Below are 17165 nucleotides of genomic sequence, written 5' to 3'. Positions count from 1 at the left end.
CTGATCGATGTAATCCTGTCGGCATTCGGGGCACTGCGGCGCATGACAAGCTTGGACAAGACGTCTGTTATGTAGTCCTGTCCGCATTCATGCGCTTTGTTTCAACAACCTGGTGCTGCGATATCGACGGCGGCGATTTCTCCCACCCAGTGGGCGGGATCCAGCCGTCCGGCCGCAAAGGCGGCGATGATTTTGAAGACGTCGTCGGAAAAACCGCCGATATTCAGAATATCTTCGCGCTCCATCGCCTGCGTGGTGGCATGCGGCGCAATATCGATGCACACCAGCTTTGCTTGCGGATTGCGCTGCTTGAAGACATTCCACTGTCCCATCGTCGCCGTGGCGCCGCTGCGTTTGGCGTCGATCCACGATTCGTTATCGGACACATAAATCACCAGGTCGGCCAGCTCCTTCTTGCTGTTCATGCGCAGCAGCGGCGCGCTGCAATTGGTACCGCCGCCACCGATGGCTGCCAGCCTGGCCGCGTTGCTCATCACGCTATCATCCGCGCCGAGTCCGCACTGCACCACGCTGTGCTCGAACGGCAGCACCATAGCATCCGGATTCTTGCGCAACATGGCCGCCGCCACCAGCGCCGCCACATCGATGCAGCGCACGCTGGACGTGGCGCTGCCGCGAAAACCGCTGACGGGCGAGGACATCGAACCGGAAACGTCGGGGCACACCACCACCTTGCCTGCGATCTGCGGCACGTTCAGCAGCGATATTTCCAGCGCCTGTTCCAGCGGCCGGCACGTGCTCGCCGGCCGCCATGCAAGCCGACATCAGCTGGTACGGAAACACCCGTGCCCGGCCAATCGCCTCGGGATCGCGCAGCTTGGCGGCGATCAGCTCCGGCATGCCGGCTATCGCATACACGCCGTGGCGGCCAAAGGTATTCAGATTCATGCGCACCATCTGCCAGCTGCCCTGGCGGGCGATCTGCGCCCAATCCTGCGCGCGCAAAGGCAGCGCCGTCAGCATCTGGAAGGGCACGTCCGGTATCGTTTGCGCTGGATCAAGCTTGTAAGCTTCGAACGCGGCCAGCGTCGGCGGCAAGGCCGCGGCATCGTACGGCTTGCCGATCAGCCATGCGAAGAAGGCGGCGCGCCACGCTTCCTGCGGTTTCGGGTGCACCATCTTGACCACGTCAGCCAGCGATGGCGCGTTACCGACGGCGGCGGCCAGCAAGGCTTGTTCCGAAGCGCCGTTCAGCCATGCCTGCACCAGCTTTTTTGGACGCGATCCCAGCGATTTGCGGCCGATGACGCCCGAACGCACGATTTGCACGAAATTGCGCAGCATCTTGCCATTGTTGATGACGCGCTGAAAGGCCGGCGCAAATGCCGCGGCGCCCTGCCCCGCCAGCACGGCCACCAGCAAGGCCGGCATGTCTTTCATGTAGCCCCGTTCGCGGCAGTACACGGCCGTCTGCGCGATGAAGGCCGGCTCGACCGCCTGGCACAGCTCGATCACCTTTGCCAGTTGCGCTTCGGCGGTCGCATAAAACGTCGTGTTCAGGCAGCCCGTGGCTGCATACTGTGCCAGCTGATGGCGTGGCGTCAGCGCATACGCTGGCGCGCCTTCGGCATTGCGTGCCAGCGCCGCTGGCAAGGTTCCGGTCTGTTGCGCGCTCTGGAATAACTGGGCGTTGGCCATTTTTCGTTCCTCTCTGCTCTCTACGTTTATCTCGTTGCTACCTCCTCTATTGCAAGCGCTGTGCCAGCTTTCAATATTTCCTCAAAAATTTCCATAACTCATTGATTTAATTAAATAATATTTTCACACAAGCTGTTCACTGAAAATATCCCTATCACTGCGATTTGGAATACAATTATCTTTTAAGATAAATATTTATCCCAAATATGCAAGCAAAACGCACCGTCGTCATCGGTTTTCTCGGCACGCAGCTCGACAATGGCAGGGGAGCGGCACGCTGGGAAAAGTGGCGCCCCAGCATCGCCCTGACCCAGCACGAGGACAAGATCATCGACCGCTTCGAGTTGCTGTACGCGGGCAGCCAGTTCGACAACCTGGTACGCCAGGTGTCGCAGGATATTGCCAGCGTCTCGCCGGAAACCAGACTGATCTCCCATGAACTGCCTATCAGCGATGCCTGGGACTTCGAGAATGTATATGGCGCGCTCTATGATTTTGCCAATAGCTACCCCTTCGATCCGGACAAGGAAGACTACTGGATTCACATCACCACCGGCAGCCACGTGGTGCAGATATGCATGTTCCTGATGACGGAAGCGCGCTATTTTCCTGGCCGTCTCGTACAAACGTCGCCGCCGAAGCGCCAGGCCACCGGCAATCCCGGCAGCTACGCATTGATCGATCTCGATCTGTCGCGCTACGATCAGATCGCACAGCGTTTTACGCGCGAGCAGGCTGAAGGCGTGGCCTTCCTGAAGTCCGGCATCGCCACGCGCAATGCAAAATTCAACGGCATGATCGATGAAATCGAGCGCGTCGCCATTAAATCGAAAGCCCCCATGCTGCTGATGGGGCCTACCGGTGCCGGCAAATCCTTCCTCGCGCGCCGCGTGTATGAACTGAAAAAATCGCGCCACCAGATCGACGGAAAATTCATCGACCTCAATTGCGCCACCCTGCACGGCGACGGCGCCGCATCCACCCTGTTCGGCCATATCAAGGGCGCATTCACGGGCGCGGGCGCGGATCGTCCCGGCTTGCTGCGCAGCGCGCACAAGGGACTGCTGTTTCTTGATGAAATTGGCGAACTGGGACTCGATGAACAGGCCATGCTATTGAAAGCCATTGAAGAAAAGCGCTTCTTTCCCGTCGGTGCCGATACGGAGGTGCAGAGCGACTTCCAGCTGATCGCCGGCACCAACCGCGACCTGGGCAAAGAAGTGATGGCCGGCCGCTTCCGCGAAGACCTGTATGCGCGCATCAACCTGTGGACCTACGAATTGCCGGGCCTGGCGCAGCGGCCGGAAGACATCGAGCCGAACCTGGAATACCAGCTGGCACAATACAGCGCCGAGACGGGGGAACGAGTGCGCTTCAACAAGGAAGCGCGCGAACGCTTCATGCGCTTTGCCACCCTGCCCACCTCCGCCTGGAAAGGCAATTTCCGCGATTTGTCCGCGTCTGTCACGCGCCTGGCCACCTTGTCCGAGGCGGGCCGCATCACGGATGGCGTGGTCGACGAAGAGATCAAGCGCCTGAAACGCATGTGGCAACATCATGTTACTCAGAATGATAATCCGGAAGTGGATTTGGCAGAAATCATGGGAGAGCCAGCAAGCGCGCAACTCGACCTGTTCGATGCGCTGCAGCTGCAGGCAGTGATCAAGGTATGCCGAGAATCGAACAGCCTGTCCGATGCAGGCCGTACCTTGTATGCCGTCTCGCGCGAAGCGAAAGCCAGGCCGAACGATGCGGACCGGCTCAAGAAATTCCTGGCCCGCTTTACCCTCGACTGGGATAAAGTGTCCTCAAGCAACTAAGAAGAGAGAACGATGATTCCAGAAGAAATACGAGTAGAGATCATGCGTCGCCTGGCGGCCGTGGAAAAGAAGGAAGGCGTGCGGATTTTAATGGCGATTGAATCGGGCAGCCGCGCCCGGGATTTGCCTCGCCGAACAACGACTTCGATGTGCGTTTTATCTACGCGCGCCCGCAAGACTGGTATCTGAGCGTCGACCTGGAAGACAAGCGCGACGTCATCGAATATCCGATCGTCGATGATATCGATTTGAATGGCTGGGATGTGCGCAAGGCGCTGCAGCTCTTCTGGCGCTCCAATCCTGCCGTCATCGAATGGATACAGTCGCCGATCCGATATATGGAAAAATGCGGTTTCAGGATGGGCATCCAGGCCTTGCTCGATACCGTCTACGCACTGGAAAAGGGAATTTATCATTACCGCAGCATGGCCAAGACGAATTACCGCGGCTATCTGATTTGGCCAGGCTGGAGCATTTCAGTCTGGAAAAGGAAGAAAAATCCGGGGGCATGGAGGCGTTGAACGAGCTGTTCCGCCAAGTTTTGCAGGAAAACTGAGCGTCAGCCAGTAAAGGCAGCGCGCAGCGCTGCCTTTTTTTCGCATGTTATCAGCATCAAAGTCACCAACAAAGCGCCAGACGAAAAAAAACCCGCCAATTGCTTGACGGGTTTTTCTCTTACTGCGAATAACAAGCCTGACGATAACCTACTTTCACACTGGTTGCAGCACTATCATCGGCGCAAAGTTGTTTCACGGTCCTGTTCGGGATGGGAAGGGGTGGGACCAACTTGCTATGGTCATCAGGCATAACTTGTACCGGCATTTGTCTCCTGTAGGACGACAAAGCCATGAATCTGGAAGAAGTAGGATTATGTATTGAGGTATTACTTGGGTAATGATTGCGATCAACATTCACGCAACATGTACTTTCTCATCCTCTGTACCTGCTAAGGTTATAGGGACAAGCCGTACGGGCAATTAGTACTGGTTAGCTTAATGCATTACTGCACTTCCACACCCAGCCTATCAACGTCCTGGTCTCGAACGACCCTTCAAAGAGCTCAAGGCTCTGGGAAATCTCATCTCAAGGCAAGTTTCCCGCTTAGATGCTTTCAGCGGTTATCTCTTCCGAACTTAGCTACCCGGCAATGCCACTGGCGTGACAACCGGTACACCAGAGGTTCGTCCACTCCGGTCCTCTCGTACTAGGAGCAGCCCCCTTCAAATTTCCAACGCCCACGGCAGATAGGGACCAAACTGTCTCACGACGTTTTAAACCCAGCTCACGTACCACTTTAAATGGCGAACAGCCATACCCTTGGGACCGGCTACAGCCCCAGGATGTGATGAGCCGACATCGAGGTGCCAAACTCCCCCGTCGATATGAACTCTTGGGAGGAATCAGCCTGTTATCCCCAGAGTACCTTTTATCCGTTGAGCGATGGCCCTTCCATACAGAACCACCGGATCACTATGTCCTACTTTCGTACCTGCTCGACTTGTCAGTCTCGCAGTTAAGCACGCTTATGCCATTGCACTATCAACACGATGTCCGACCGTATCTAGCGTACCTTCGAACTCCTCCGTTACACTTTAGGAGGAGACCGCCCCAGTCAAACTGCCTACCATGCACTGTCCCCGATCCGGATAACGGACCAAGGTTAGAACCTCAAACAAACCAGGGTGGTATTTCAAGGTTGGCTCCACGAGAACTAGCGTCCCCGCTTCAAAGCCTCCCACCTATCCTACACAGATTGGTTCAAAGTCCAATGCAAAGCTACAGTAAAGGTTCATGGGGTCTTTCCGTCTAGCCGCGGGTAGATTGCATCATCACAAACATTTCAACTTCGCTGAGTCTCGGGAGGAGACAGTGTGGCCATCGTTACGCCATTCGTGCAGGTCGGAACTTACCCGACAAGGAATTTCGCTACCTTAGGACCGTTATAGTTACGGCCGCCGTTTACTGGGACTTCAATCAAGAGCTTGCACCCCATCATTTAATCTTCCAGCACCGGGCAGGCGTCACACCCTATACGTCCACTTTCGTGTTTGCAGAGTGCTGTGTTTTTATTAAACAGTCGCAGCCACCAGTTTATTGCAACCCTTTCACCCTCATGGAGTAAACCAATCAAGCTACCGGGGCGTACCTTTTCCCGAAGTTACGGTACCAATTTGCCGAGTTCCTTCTCCCGAGTTCTCTCAAGCGCCTTAGAATACTCATCTCGCCCACCTGTGTCGGTTTGCGGTACGGTCTCGTATGACTGAAGCTTAGAGGCTTTTCTTGGAACCACTTCCGATTGCTTCGTGAATAAATTCACTCGTCTCAACCCCTTGAATTCCGTACCCGGATTTGCCTAAGTACCTTCTATGAGCCAAAAACCAACTATTCCAACAGTTGGACAACCTTCCGCGATCCGTCCCCCCATCGCATCATACGACGGTGCAGGAATATTAACCTGCTTCCCATCAGCTACGCATCTCTGCCTCGCCTTAGGGGCCGACTCACCCTGCTCCGATGAACGTTGAACAGGAAACCTTGGGCTTACGGCGTGGAGGCTTTTCACCCCCATTATCGCTACTCATGTCAGCATTCGCACTTCTGATACCTCCAGCATCCTTTACAAGACACCTTCGCAGGCTTACAGAACGCTCTCCTACCATATCCAATAAAGGATATCCGCAGCTTCGGTGACTGGCTTAGCCCCGTTACATCTTCCGCGCAGGACGACTCGATCAGTGAGCTATTACGCTTTCTTTAAATGATGGCTGCTTCTAAGCCAACATCCTGACTGTTTTAGCCTTCCCACTTCGTTTTCCACTTAGCCAATCTTTGGGACCTTAGCTGGCGGTCTGGGTTGTTTCCCTCTTGACGCCGGACGTTAGCACCCGACGTCTGTCTCCCAAGCTCGCACTCATCGGTATTCGGAGTTTGCAATGGTTTGGTAAGTCGCAATGACCCCCTAGCCATAACAGTGCTCTACCCCCGATGGTGATACTTGAGGCACTACCTAAATAGTTTTCGGAGAGAACCAGCTATTTCCAAGTTTGTTTAGCCTTTCACCCCTACCCACAGCTCATCCCCTAATTTTTCAACATTAGTGGGTTCGGACCTCCAGGGCGTGTTACCGCACCTTCATCCTGGCCATGAGTAGATCACTTGGTTTCGGGTCTACACCCAGCGACTGATCGCCCTATTCGGACTCGATTTCTCTACGGCTTCCCTATCTGGTTAACCTTGCCACTGAATGTAAGTCGCTGACCCATTATACAAAAGGTACGCAGTCACGGAACAAGTCCGCTCCTACTGTTTGTATGCACACGGTTTCAGGATCTATTTCACTCCCCTTCCGGGGTTCTTTTCGCCTTTCCCTCACGGTACTGGTTCACTATCGGTCGATTACGAGTATTTAGCCTTGGAGGATGGTCCCCCCATATTCAGACAGGATGTCACGTGTCCCGCCCTACTTGTCGTACGCTTAGTACCACCGGTCCGATTTCACATACGGGGCTATCACCCGCTATGGCTCCTATTTCCAGAGGATTCTGTTATCGGTCCGACTATCACGTACAGGCTCTTCCCATTTCGCTCGCCGCTACTTTGGGAATCTCGGTTGATTTCTTTTCCTGCAGCTACTTAGATGTTTCAGTTCGCCGCGTTCGCCTTGCATACCTATGTATTCAGTATGCAATACCCTAAAAGGGTGGGTTGCCCCATTCGGAAATCTGCGGATCAAAGTGTGTTTGCTCACTCCCCGCAGCTTATCGCAAGCTACTACGTCCTTCATCGCCTGTAATCGCCAAGGCATCCACCATGTGCACTTATTCGCTTGTCCCTATAACGTTAGCCTCTTCATTCTTTCAAACGAAAAGAGCGCTACAGGGATAAGAAAGTACAACGTTGTTGCTTGTTTGTTGATACATACAATCATTACCCATCGATTCGCTTTTTACGGCAAACCGATCAATAAATAATCTTTACTTCTTCCAGATTGTTAAAGAACATACAGCACTTGATCTCGAAAAGACCAAACCTAAATCCCGGTGCACTTAGCACTGATTTACGTTTGAACTTTTGGTGGAGGATGACGGGATCGAACCGACGACCCCCTGCTTGCAAAGCAGGTGCTCTCCCAGCTGAGCTAATCCCCCTAGGGTATTTCCAGACTACAGAAACTGGTAGGGCTGGTTGGACTCGAACCAACGACCCCCGCGTTATCAACACGGTGCTCTAACCAGCTGAGCTACAGCCCCAAATGCTGTTCTTTATATTAACAGCCGATAAGTGTGAACATTTGATGCGTGAACCAGTTACCTGATTCGTGCAAACTCTAGAAAGGAGGTGATCCAGCCGCACCTTCCGATACGGCTACCTTGTTACGACTTCACCCCAGTCACGAATCCTACCGTGGTAAGCGCCCTCCTTACGGTTAAGCTACCTACTTCTGGTAAAACCCGCTCCCATGGTGTGACGGGCGGTGTGTACAAGACCCGGGAACGTATTCACCGCGACATGCTGATCCGCGATTACTAGCGATTCCAACTTCATGCAGTCGAGTTGCAGACTACAATCCGGACTACGATACACTTTCTGCGATTAGCTCCCCCTCGCGGGTTGGCGGCGCTCTGTATGTACCATTGTATGACGTGTGAAGCCCTACCCATAAGGGCCATGAGGACTTGACGTCATCCCCACCTTCCTCCGGTTTGTCACCGGCAGTCTCATTAGAGTGCCCTTTCGTAGCAACTAATGACAAGGGTTGCGCTCGTTGCGGGACTTAACCCAACATCTCACGACACGAGCTGACGACAGCCATGCAGCACCTGTGTACTGGTTCTCTTTCGAGCACTCCCCAATCTCTCGGGGATTCCAGCCATGTCAAGGGTAGGTAAGGTTTTTCGCGTTGCATCGAATTAATCCACATCATCCACCGCTTGTGCGGGTCCCCGTCAATTCCTTTGAGTTTTAATCTTGCGACCGTACTCCCCAGGCGGTCTACTTCACGCGTTAGCTGCGTTACCAAGTCAATTAAGACCCGACAACTAGTAGACATCGTTTAGGGCGTGGACTACCAGGGTATCTAATCCTGTTTGCTCCCCACGCTTTCGTGCATGAGCGTCAATCTTGACCCAGGGGGCTGCCTTCGCCATCGGTGTTCCTCCACATATCTACGCATTTCACTGCTACACGTGGAATTCTACCCCCCTCTGCCAGATTCTAGCCTTGCAGTCTCCAATGCAATTCCCAGGTTGAGCCCGGGGATTTCACATCAGACTTACAAAACCGCCTGCGCACGCTTTACGCCCAGTAATTCCGATTAACGCTTGCACCCTACGTATTACCGCGGCTGCTGGCACGTAGTTAGCCGGTGCTTATTCTTCAGGTACCGTCATTAGCAAAGGATATTAGCCTTCACCGTTTCTTCCCTGACAAAAGAGCTTTACAACCCGAAGGCCTTCTTCACTCACGCGGCATTGCTGGATCAGGCTTTCGCCCATTGTCCAAAATTCCCCACTGCTGCCTCCCGTAGGAGTCTGGACCGTGTCTCAGTTCCAGTGTGGCTGGTCGTCCTCTCAGACCAGCTACTGATCGATGCCTTGGTAGGCTTTTACCCTACCAACTAGCTAATCAGATATCGGCCGCTCCACGAGCATGAGGTCTTGCGATCCCCCACTTTCATCCGTAGATCGTATGCGGTATTAGCGTAACTTTCGCTACGTTATCCCCCACTCCAGGGTACGTTCCGATATATTACTCACCCGTTCGCCACTCGCCACCAGAGCAAGCTCCGTGCTGCCGTTCGACTTGCATGTGTAAGGCATGCCGCCAGCGTTCAATCTGAGCCAGGATCAAACTCTTCAGTTTAATCTCTGTTACTTTGCCATTTTATTGGCACCGTCTTGCGACGGGTCGCTCACTCAAAAAACTGACAGGCTACTTCCGAAGAAGTATCCTATTTCATTATTTCTTGTGAACATTTGATATATTTTAAGTATTACAGCAATCCGAAGATCGCTGCTGCACTTACATCAAATGTCCACACTTATCGACTGTTAATTGTTAAAGAACTGTATTCGGTACTGCTTTCGCGCTATCGACAAAGCGTTGTGTTTGTCAGCTGCGAAGAAGGAAGATTATGAGGCATTTCACTACATCCGTCAACTCCTTCTTTTACTACTCATCGCCGTTTCCGGTGATCCTCAACTGCCGCATTTGACTGCGTCTCATTGGGGAGGCGAACTATAGCAAAGCCGCCCATGCCCCGCAAGCGCTATTTTGCAGTTGGACAAATATTGCTGTGTGATATCGTAGCGACGACCACATCCTGCCTCATCCATATAGATTCCCATGCCTATCCCACATATATTACCCACCGCCAACTCCTCCCTGGCCAGCGCACTCGAACATGCCATCAACAGCAAGACCAAACCACTTGGCAGCCTCGGCATGCTGGAAACCCTGGCCCGTCAGATCGGCCTGATCCAGCAAAGCACGCAACTGGCGCTGCACCAGCCAGCCATCATCGTTTTCGCTGCCGACCATGGCATCGTAGCCGAAGGCATTTCTGCCTATCCACAAAGCGTGACCTGGCAGATGGTGGAAAACTTCCTGGGCAATGGCGCCGCCATCAATGTCTTTGCCCGCCAGAACGATTGCGCTCTCTATATAGTAGATGCGGGCGTCAACCACGATTTCGGCCCGCGCGACGGCTTGCTCGACCGCAAGCAAGGCCCGGGTACGCGTAACTTTGCCCACGAAGCCGCCATGAGCAAGGCACAGTGCATCGCCGCCATGCAGGCGGGGATGGATCTGGTCGCCACGCTCGATGGCAATGTCCTGGGCTTTGGCGAAATGGGCATCGGCAACACCACGGCCGCGGCAGCACTGATGCACAAACTGACCGGCACGCCCGTTGCCGATTGCGTCGGCGCCGGCACGGGCCTGTCGAAAGAGGGCGTACTACATAAACAGCAAGTGATCGAAGCGGCTGTCGCCCATCATGCGGCAGTCGATGAGCCGCTCGACGTGCTGGCCACCTTTGGCGGCTTCGAAATCGCCATGATGGCCGGCGCCATGCTGAAAGCGGCTGAACGGCGCATGATTCTGCTCATCGACGGCTTCATCGTCAGCAGCGCCCTGCTGGTGGCGGCTCGTCTGCAACCGGCCATTCTCGATTACTGCGTGTTTTCGCACTGCTCCGATGAAAACGGTCACCGCCAGCTGCTGGCCAGCCTTGGCGCGCATCCGCTGCTGCACCTCGATTTGCGCCTCGGCGAAGGCACGGGTTCGGCCCTGGCCTTGCCGCTGCTGCACGCGGCCGTCAACTTCATGCGCGAGATGGCGACCTTCGCCTCGGCCCAGGTCAGCGAAAAGTCCACGCCAGACTAAGACCATGAGCAACCCCGTTTCCGCCGCAGTCCACCAGTGCCGCCTCTTCTTCATCGCGCTGCAGTTCTTCACGCGCCTGCCGATCCCGCGCTGGGTGGGTTTCGAGCCGGCTTGGCTGCAGCACGCTTCGCGCTACTTTCCGCTGGTCGGCGTGGTGGTGGCGGCCATTTCCGGCGCAGTGTATCTGCTGGCCAGCTGGCTCCTGCCTTCGGCGGTGGCCGTGCTGCTGGCCGTCGCCGCCGGCATTTATCTGACGGGCGCCTTCCACGAAGACGGCTTCGCCGACATGTGCGACGGCTTTGGCGGCGGATTGACGCGCGAGCGGGTGCTGGAAATCATGAAGGATTCGCGCATCGGCGCGTATGGCGCCATCGGCATCGCCTGCCTGCTGGCCATCAAGTGCGCAGCGCTGGTTTCGCTGCCGCCCACCGTCATCGTGGCGACCCTGTGCATCGCCCATCCTTTGTCCCGCCTGGCCGCCGTCTCGCTGATCCGGTTCATGGATTACGCGCGCAACGAAGGCAAGTCCAAGCCGATGGCGCAGGAAATGACGACGGGAGAATTCATCGTCGCCTCCCTTTGCGCCCTGCTGCCAGCCATCGCCTGCGGCCTGCTGGGGATAGTCGACTGGGGCGCGCTGGCCTTTGCCATCGTGGCGGCGGCAGCTGCCGCACTCTGGCTGGGCCGCAAATGCCAGCGCCGCCTGCAAGGCTACACGGGCGACTGCCTGGGCGCCGTGCAGCAGGTGGCGGAAGTGGCGATTTACCTGGCCATCCTGTCCAGCTTTCAGCCGCCAGCACGCTTCTTCTAAACACCATGCGCCTGATCCTCGTCCGCCACCCCGCGCCGCAAGTCACCAGCGGCACATGCTATGGCCGCAGCGACGTGGCGGTGGCGCCGCACGAAATGACCGCAGCGCGCGCCAGCCTGCAAGCGACTTTGCCGGCCGACGTGCCGCTCTACGCCAGTCCACTGCGCCGCTGCGCCGACCTGGCGACTGCCCTGGCGCAGGATCTGCCCGCGAGCGAATTACACTTTGATGCCCGGCTGGCCGAAATGGATTTCGGCACATGGGAAATGCAGCCCTGGCACGCGATTGCGCGCGCGGACATCGATGCCTGGGCGGCCGACCTGGCCTGGTACCGCCCCGGTGGGGGCGAGAATGTACTGGCGATGGCCGCCCGCGTCGATGCGTTTTTAGGCGATCTGTTGCGCGAACAACACGAAACGGCGGTCATCATCTGCCATGCGGGCACCATCCGCCTGCTGTCGGCATTGCAGGCCCGGCTGCCATTGGAGGAAACGGCCCTGTTGGCCGCCCATTCCGCCCATAAAATCGCCTACGGTGCGACGGTCGTCGTCGATTTCTGATATCGAATCGTCCAGCCGACCATTTCAGTCCCCGCCTGCTGCACGTATAATGGCGGGGTTTTGGTGCCCGCGCTCATGTCCATGAGCGCAGTTAAACGGGAAACACGATGCCGCGCTCGCGGCGAACGTGTGCTGCCCCCGCAACGGTAAGCAAGTGTCGCCCCTCCCCACAGGAAGCGGGTGACAAGCTATCTCTGACAACCACTGTGCTTGCAATCATCGAGCATGGGAAGGTGGGATGGCCGTACTTGCCAGCCCGGATACCGGCCAGGACAGGTGGAAGTGCGGGCCTTGCCGGGCGCCGCGCCTTCCGTTGAATCTGGCTTGCGGGGACGCGAGCCGGGTGCTTTTTCCGAAGAAAACGATATCATGACTGCTCCCGTATTACACCGCCGCGCGCCGGCAATGGCGCCGCGCGCCCTGGTTTCCGCCATTTCCCTGTGCTTCATCGCCGCCGCTCCCGCCTTCGCGCAAACCGCGAACAAGACGCTGGACCAGATCGTCGTCACGGGCTCCCGCTTCAACAGCGATCCGGCACTGCAGCCGATCGGCGCCACCATCATCACGGCCGATGAAATCCGCCGCGCGGGCGTCACGGATGTGAACCAGGCCATCCGCAAGATCGGTGGCGTCTACGGCCGCCAAGGCCTGGCTGGCAATCCGGATAACTTCACCCTGGACCTGCGCGGTTTCGGCGCCACCTCCAGCCAGAACATGGTCGTGGTACTCGACGGCGTGCGCCTGTCGGAAAATGAGCTGGCCGATCCCCTGCTGACAACTATTCCCATCGATAGCGTGGAGCGCATCGAAATCACGCGCGGCGGCAGCAGCGTCCTGTACGGCGACGGCGCCACGGGCGGCATCATCAATATCGTCACCAAGCGTCCAGGCAAGCAGGCAGGCCGTGGCACCGTATTTGCGGAAGCAGGCCAACTGGGCCAGCGCGAAGTGCGCGGCTCCGTTGCACAATCCTGGGACAACGTGGCGCTGAACGCCGCCATCGGCCGGCTGGAAACGGACAACTACCGCGATAACAACGAATACAAGCAAAATACCTTCAGCGGCGGCGCGCAATGGAGCGGCAAGGATATTCGCGCCGGCCTGCGTATCGACAGCACGCGCCAGGATATCCGCTTCCCGGGTAGCCTCACAATGGCCCAGTTTGAAGCCAATCCACGCCAGACAAACACGCCAAAAGATTTCGGTTCGATCGACAGCGACCGCTACACCGCGTTCGCCGAGGGACGCCTGGGAGCAGTGGATCTGGCAGCGGAATTGTCTCGCAACGAAAAGACGGCCAAGTCGAACTTCGGAAGCCCAAGGCAAGCCAAAACCAAACAAAACCAGTTTTCACCACGCCTGCGTCACCTGGGCCAGTTTGACGGCATGCTCAATGAGATCGTCGCAGGTGTCGACTTCATCAAATGGGACTCCAACATCGACAGCGCCTATTCGCTGGCCAAGGCGAATCAGAAATCGCAGGCATTCTATGTGCGCGATGAACTGAAATTCGCCAGCCCACAAAACTTCCGCATCGCCGCAGGCGTACGCCACGAAACCTTCGACAAGGACTTCAACGACCCTATCGGATACCCCACGACAGCCTACAACATCAAGCAGAATTTCAATGCCTGGGACGTACAAGGCAGCTTCGATGTCGTGCCGCAGGTAAATCTGTACGCCAAGGCCGGCCAGAGCTATCGCGTGGCGAACGCCGATGAAAACAACTCCACCCCCGTTGCAAACAAGCCCCTGCAAGGCCAGACCTCCCATGACCTGGAACTGGGCGCGACCTACAACAACAGCATCGTCAAGCTCGATGCCCGCGTCTTCCGCCACAAGCTGACCAACGAGATCTACTATGACCCAACGGCAGGCGCGTCCGGCTGGGGTGCCAACACCAATCTGGATCCGACCAAGCACCAGGGTATTGAACTCGATGCAAGCACCAGCATCGCGGCTGACTGGCGCGTCAGCGGCCACTACCAGCACGTAAAGGCGACTTTCACCGAAGGCGTCAACTCGGGCAAGGAACTGACACTGATCCCGAAAAACACCCTGTCGGCTCGCCTGTCGTGGGTGCCGAAAGATGGCCAGAGCGCGGACTTCGGCGCCCAATGGGTAGACAGCCAGCGCTATGGCAGCGATTTTGCCAATACCTGCTCGGCCAAAATCCCATCGTTCACCACCTTCGATGCCCGCTATGCACGCAAGTTCGGCGCCTGGGAAGTGGCGGTCAATGCCTTGAACCTGACCGACAAACAGTACTTCACCTATGCATTCAGCTGCAAAGGCGGCATCTATCCTAGCAATGGCCGTCAGATGAAACTCTCGGCACGCTACGATTTCTAAATCGGCCCGGAGATGATTACAATGGCCCGTACGCGCAATCGCATGCGGGCCATTTTTTTGTATACGTCCCACCAACGCATCTGCAGCAGTCCGTAGCATCTTGCACCGCACCCGTTTCACCTGAGGCAGTACATGCACCCATTTTTCCGCAATATGCGCCACCGCGCCACCGTCATCCTCACGGTGTTGATCGTGTGCGCGATTGCCAGCCTGATTTTCTCCGGCATGATCGGCTCGATCGCGATTCCGCTCGCCGACCTGCCTTCCGCCCTGTTCCACGTCGTGCAGGGCAAGACCGACACCCTCGCCGCCACCCTGCTTGACCTGCGCCTGGGCCGCGCGCTGACCGCCTTTGTCACCGGCGCGGCGCTGTCGCTGGCCGGCCTGATGATGCAGGCGCTGCTGCGCAATCCCCTGGCCGACCCGTATGTGCTGGGCATTTCCGCCGGCGCTTCCGTCGGCGCGCTGGCCGCGCTGCTGTTCATGTGCGCGCTGTGGGTGGTCGACGCGGCTGCCTTTGCCGGCGCCGTCGGCGTGTCCATGCTGCTGTACTTTTTTGCCCGGCGCGACCTGCGCGGCGGCACGGCGGCCGAAGGCGGCGCCTCGCTGTTGCTGCTGACGGGCGTGATCCTGGCCTCGGCCTGCATGGCCATCGTCACCCTGATGCTGTCCATCGCCCCGGAAAGCCGCTTGCGCAGCATGGTGTTCTGGATGATCGGCGACCTGTCCGGCGCGCCCGCGCGGCTGATGCCCTGGCTGGTTTTGGCCGGGGCCATGGCCTTCGCCTTGCGCTGCGCGCGCTCGCTGAACGTCATGGCCCTGCACGCGGAAGCTGCCAGCACCCTGGGCGTGCGCGTGGGCGCCCTGCGCAAGGGACTGTTCTTCTGTTCCGGCCTGCTCACGGCCAGCGCCGTCACCAGCGCCGGCAGTGTGGGCTTCGTCGGCCTGATCGTGCCGCACGCGCTGCGCTTCGCCTGCGGCCCCGACCACCGCCTGCTGATACCGGCCGCCGCGCTGGCCGGCGGCACCTTCCTCGTGCTGGCCGATACCCTGGCGCGCACCGTGCTGGCGCCATTACAGCTGCCAGTCGGCGTGGTCACGGCCATGATAGGCGCGCCCGTCTTCCTGTACCAACTGCATCGGCTGCGCAGGAGATGAAAAAAGCATGATACGTACCTACCAACTGGGCCTGAAGGCGGGCACGCGCTGCCTCGTGGAAAACCTCACCTGGCAAATCAAAGACGGCGAATGCTGGAGCATCATCGGCCGCAACGGCGCAGGCAAGAGCACCTTGCTGCGCGCGCTGGCCGGCTTGCGCGAACCGGATGTCGGCCACGTGACGATACAGGGCCGCGCCCTGGTCGACTGGCCACTGGAAGCACTGGCGCGCGAACGGGCCTTCCTGGCGCAGGCGCGCCACGATGCGTTCTCGTACCGCGTCATCGAAACGGTGCTGTCGGCGCGCCACCCGTATCACGATAACCAGTACTGGGAAGGCAGCGACGACCAGCGCATCGCCCTGGCGGCGCTGGCCTCGATGGAAGTGGAACACCTGGCCGAGCGCGACGTGCGCAGCCTGTCCGGCGGCGAACGCCAGCGCGTGGCAATCGCCTCCATGCTGGCGCAGGATACGCCCTTGCTGCTGCTGGACGAGCCAGCCAACGCGCTGGACCTGGCGCACCAGGTCAGCGTCATGGGCCTGCTGGCCAGGCTGTGCCGCGAACAAAATAAAACCGTAGTGATGGTGGGGCATGACCTGAACCTCGCGCACAGCGTCTCGACCCATGCGCTGCTGCTGATGGGCGACGGCGGCTGGCTGGCCGGCCCCGTGGCCGAGGTGATGCAAGCCTCCATCCTGGGCGACTACCTGGGCCACCCTATCGAGATCATAGCCCACGGCAAACGCAAGATATTCATACCGAAAGAGGACTGACATGAACGACAACATCAACGCGGACACCGCTGCCAATACCGCTGCCATCAACGAACGCCACCGCGTGCGCATGGAGAGAAAGAAGGCCATCATCGACGCGGCCATCGCCAAGGCCGACAAGGAAATCGGCATCATCATCGTCAACACGGGCAACGGCAAGGGCAAGAGTTCGAGCGGCTTCGGCATGGCCATCCGCGCCATGGGCCACGGCATGAAAGTGGGCGTGGTGCAGTTCATCAAGGGCGCCATGTCGACGGGCGAAGAGAAATTCCTGCGCCGCTTCCCCGACGAAATCAGTTTTCATGCGATGGGTGAAGGCTATACCTGGGAAACGCAGAACCGCGAACGCGACATCGAAAAAGCCGAACTGGCATGGGAGCAGGCAAAGACCTTCCTGGCTGACCCCAGCTACGGCCTGGTGCTGTTCGACGAACTCAATATCGCCCTCAAATACAACTACCTCGACGTGCACAAGGTCATCGCCGACCTGCTGGAGCGCCCGGCCATGCAGCACGTGGTCATCACGGGCCGCGGCGCGCCGGATGAATTGATCGCCATCGCCGACACCGTCACGGAAATGGCCGTCGTCAAGCATGCCTATGCGGCCGGCATCGGCGCGCAACTCGGCACCGAGTGGTAACAGC

The 17165-nt window shown here is 57.8% G+C and carries 12 protein-coding genes, 2 tRNA genes, 3 rRNA genes and 1 riboswitch; of the genes, 10 read left to right on the top strand and 7 right to left on the bottom strand.

Annotated features, from left to right (window positions below; translation table 11 throughout):
* Window positions 1–101: 101 nt before the first annotated feature.
* On the bottom strand, window positions 102–497 hold the full coding sequence (locus BZG29_RS28410; protein ID WP_253192793.1) for a hypothetical protein: 396 nt from the start codon (window positions 495–497) through the stop codon (window positions 102–104).
* Window positions 498–501: 4 nt separating this feature from the next.
* A complete protein-coding gene (locus BZG29_RS05855; protein ID WP_253192792.1) occupies window positions 502–1659 on the bottom strand; it encodes a hypothetical protein in 1158 nt (385 codons plus the stop codon).
* Between the two features lie 206 nt (window positions 1660–1865).
* On the opposite strand from BZG29_RS05855, the gene rtcR reads away from it, so the two are divergent.
* Genes rtcR through BZG29_RS05845 form a run of 3 tightly spaced genes read left to right on the top strand, consistent with a single transcriptional unit; the run spans window position 1866 to window position 4000 of the window.
* The gene (gene rtcR, locus BZG29_RS05850) at window positions 1866–3479 is read left to right on the top strand and encodes an RNA repair transcriptional activator RtcR (RefSeq protein ID WP_077399946.1); all 1614 of its coding nucleotides are present in this window, start codon (window positions 1866–1868) and stop codon (window positions 3477–3479) included.
* Between the two features lie 12 nt (window positions 3480–3491).
* The gene (locus BZG29_RS28405) at window positions 3492–3668 is read left to right on the top strand and encodes a nucleotidyltransferase domain-containing protein (protein ID WP_253192791.1); all 177 of its coding nucleotides are present in this window, start codon (window positions 3492–3494) and stop codon (window positions 3666–3668) included.
* Window positions 3629–4000 carry a nucleotidyltransferase domain-containing protein gene (locus BZG29_RS05845; protein WP_253192790.1) on the top strand — a complete coding sequence of 124 codons (372 nt, stop codon included), beginning with the start codon at window positions 3629–3631 and terminating at the stop codon, window positions 3998–4000. Before BZG29_RS28405 ends, BZG29_RS05845 begins: the two co-directional genes overlap by 40 nt.
* A 170-nt stretch (window positions 4001–4170) precedes the next feature.
* Here the strand turns inward: BZG29_RS05845 and rrf are convergent.
* From rrf to BZG29_RS05820, 5 genes are all read right to left on the bottom strand, one after another.
* Window positions 4171–4283 (bottom strand): 5S ribosomal RNA (gene rrf, locus BZG29_RS05840).
* A 152-nt stretch (window positions 4284–4435) separates the two neighbouring features.
* Window positions 4436–7311: ribosomal RNA gene (locus tag BZG29_RS05835) — 23S ribosomal RNA — on the bottom strand.
* Window positions 7312–7551: 240 nt separating this feature from the next.
* Window positions 7552–7627, bottom strand: a tRNA-Ala gene (locus BZG29_RS05830).
* 25 nt (window positions 7628–7652) lie between these two features.
* Window positions 7653–7729, bottom strand: a tRNA-Ile gene (locus BZG29_RS05825).
* An 81-nt stretch (window positions 7730–7810) separates the two neighbouring features.
* A 16S ribosomal RNA gene (locus BZG29_RS05820) occupies window positions 7811–9341 on the bottom strand.
* Together the 16S, 23S and 5S rRNA genes with 2 tRNA genes alongside form the textbook arrangement of a ribosomal RNA operon.
* Window positions 9342–9824: 483 nt before the next feature.
* Between BZG29_RS05820 and cobT the strand changes: the two genes are divergently transcribed.
* From cobT to cobO, 7 genes are all read left to right on the top strand, one after another.
* Complete coding sequence (gene cobT, locus BZG29_RS05815) at window positions 9825–10865, top strand: nicotinate-nucleotide--dimethylbenzimidazole phosphoribosyltransferase (protein ID WP_077399943.1); 1041 nt, start codon at window positions 9825–9827, stop codon at window positions 10863–10865.
* A gap of 4 nt (window positions 10866–10869) precedes the next feature.
* Window positions 10870–11676, top strand: coding sequence for an adenosylcobinamide-GDP ribazoletransferase (locus BZG29_RS05810; RefSeq protein WP_077399940.1), 807 nt, complete (start codon window positions 10870–10872; stop codon window positions 11674–11676).
* A gap of 5 nt (window positions 11677–11681) precedes the next feature.
* Window positions 11682–12236, top strand: coding sequence for a histidine phosphatase family protein (locus BZG29_RS05805; protein ID WP_077399937.1), 555 nt, complete (start codon window positions 11682–11684; stop codon window positions 12234–12236).
* Window positions 12237–12280: 44 nt separating this feature from the next.
* Window positions 12281–12523: riboswitch (cobalamin riboswitch) on the top strand.
* A gap of 82 nt (window positions 12524–12605) precedes the next feature.
* On the top strand, window positions 12606–14588 hold the full coding sequence (locus tag BZG29_RS05800) for a TonB-dependent receptor (protein WP_171984944.1): 1983 nt from the start codon (window positions 12606–12608) through the stop codon (window positions 14586–14588).
* A gap of 132 nt (window positions 14589–14720) precedes the next feature.
* On the top strand, window positions 14721–15746 hold the full coding sequence (locus tag BZG29_RS05795; protein WP_077399931.1) for an iron ABC transporter permease: 1026 nt from the start codon (window positions 14721–14723) through the stop codon (window positions 15744–15746).
* A gap of 7 nt (window positions 15747–15753) precedes the next feature.
* A complete protein-coding gene (locus BZG29_RS05790) occupies window positions 15754–16521 on the top strand; it encodes an ABC transporter ATP-binding protein (RefSeq protein ID WP_077399928.1) in 768 nt (255 codons plus the stop codon).
* 1 nt (window position 16522) lies between these two features.
* Window positions 16523–17161 (top strand): cob(I)yrinic acid a,c-diamide adenosyltransferase, encoded by a 639-nt coding sequence (gene cobO / locus BZG29_RS05785; protein WP_077399925.1) that lies wholly within the window; start codon window positions 16523–16525, stop codon window positions 17159–17161.
* Window positions 17162–17165: the final 4 nt, after the last annotated feature.

Source organism: Janthinobacterium sp. LM6, assembly GCF_002002885.1.
Taxonomy (GTDB): domain Bacteria; phylum Pseudomonadota; class Gammaproteobacteria; order Burkholderiales; family Burkholderiaceae_D; genus Janthinobacterium; species Janthinobacterium kumbetense.
This window is presented reverse-complemented; position numbering and strand designations above follow the sequence as displayed.

What these genes read in the sequence shown, in the direction of transcription:
- BZG29_RS05810 (WP_077399940.1), top strand. Translation starts at nt 10,870, where the DNA reads ATGAGCAACCCCGTTTCCGCCGCAGTCCACCAGTGCCGCCTCTTCTTC.
- rtcR (WP_077399946.1), top strand. Translation starts at nt 1,866, where the DNA reads ATGCAAGCAAAACGCACCGTCGTCATCGGTTTTCTCGGCACGCAGCTC.
- BZG29_RS05790 (WP_077399928.1), top strand. Translation starts at nt 15,754, where the DNA reads ATGATACGTACCTACCAACTGGGCCTGAAGGCGGGCACGCGCTGCCTC.
- cobO (WP_077399925.1), top strand. Translation starts at nt 16,523, where the DNA reads ATGAACGACAACATCAACGCGGACACCGCTGCCAATACCGCTGCCATC.
- BZG29_RS05805 (WP_077399937.1), top strand. Translation starts at nt 11,682, where the DNA reads ATGCGCCTGATCCTCGTCCGCCACCCCGCGCCGCAAGTCACCAGCGGC.
- BZG29_RS05795 (WP_077399931.1), top strand. Translation starts at nt 14,721, where the DNA reads ATGCACCCATTTTTCCGCAATATGCGCCACCGCGCCACCGTCATCCTC.
- BZG29_RS05800 (WP_171984944.1), top strand. Translation starts at nt 12,606, where the DNA reads ATGACTGCTCCCGTATTACACCGCCGCGCGCCGGCAATGGCGCCGCGC.
- BZG29_RS05855 (WP_253192792.1), bottom strand. Translation starts at nt 1,659, where the DNA reads ATGGCCAACGCCCAGTTATTCCAGAGCGCGCAACAGACCGGAACCTTG.
- BZG29_RS28405 (WP_253192791.1), top strand. Translation starts at nt 3,492, where the DNA reads ATGATTCCAGAAGAAATACGAGTAGAGATCATGCGTCGCCTGGCGGCC.
- cobT (WP_077399943.1), top strand. Translation starts at nt 9,825, where the DNA reads ATGCCTATCCCACATATATTACCCACCGCCAACTCCTCCCTGGCCAGC.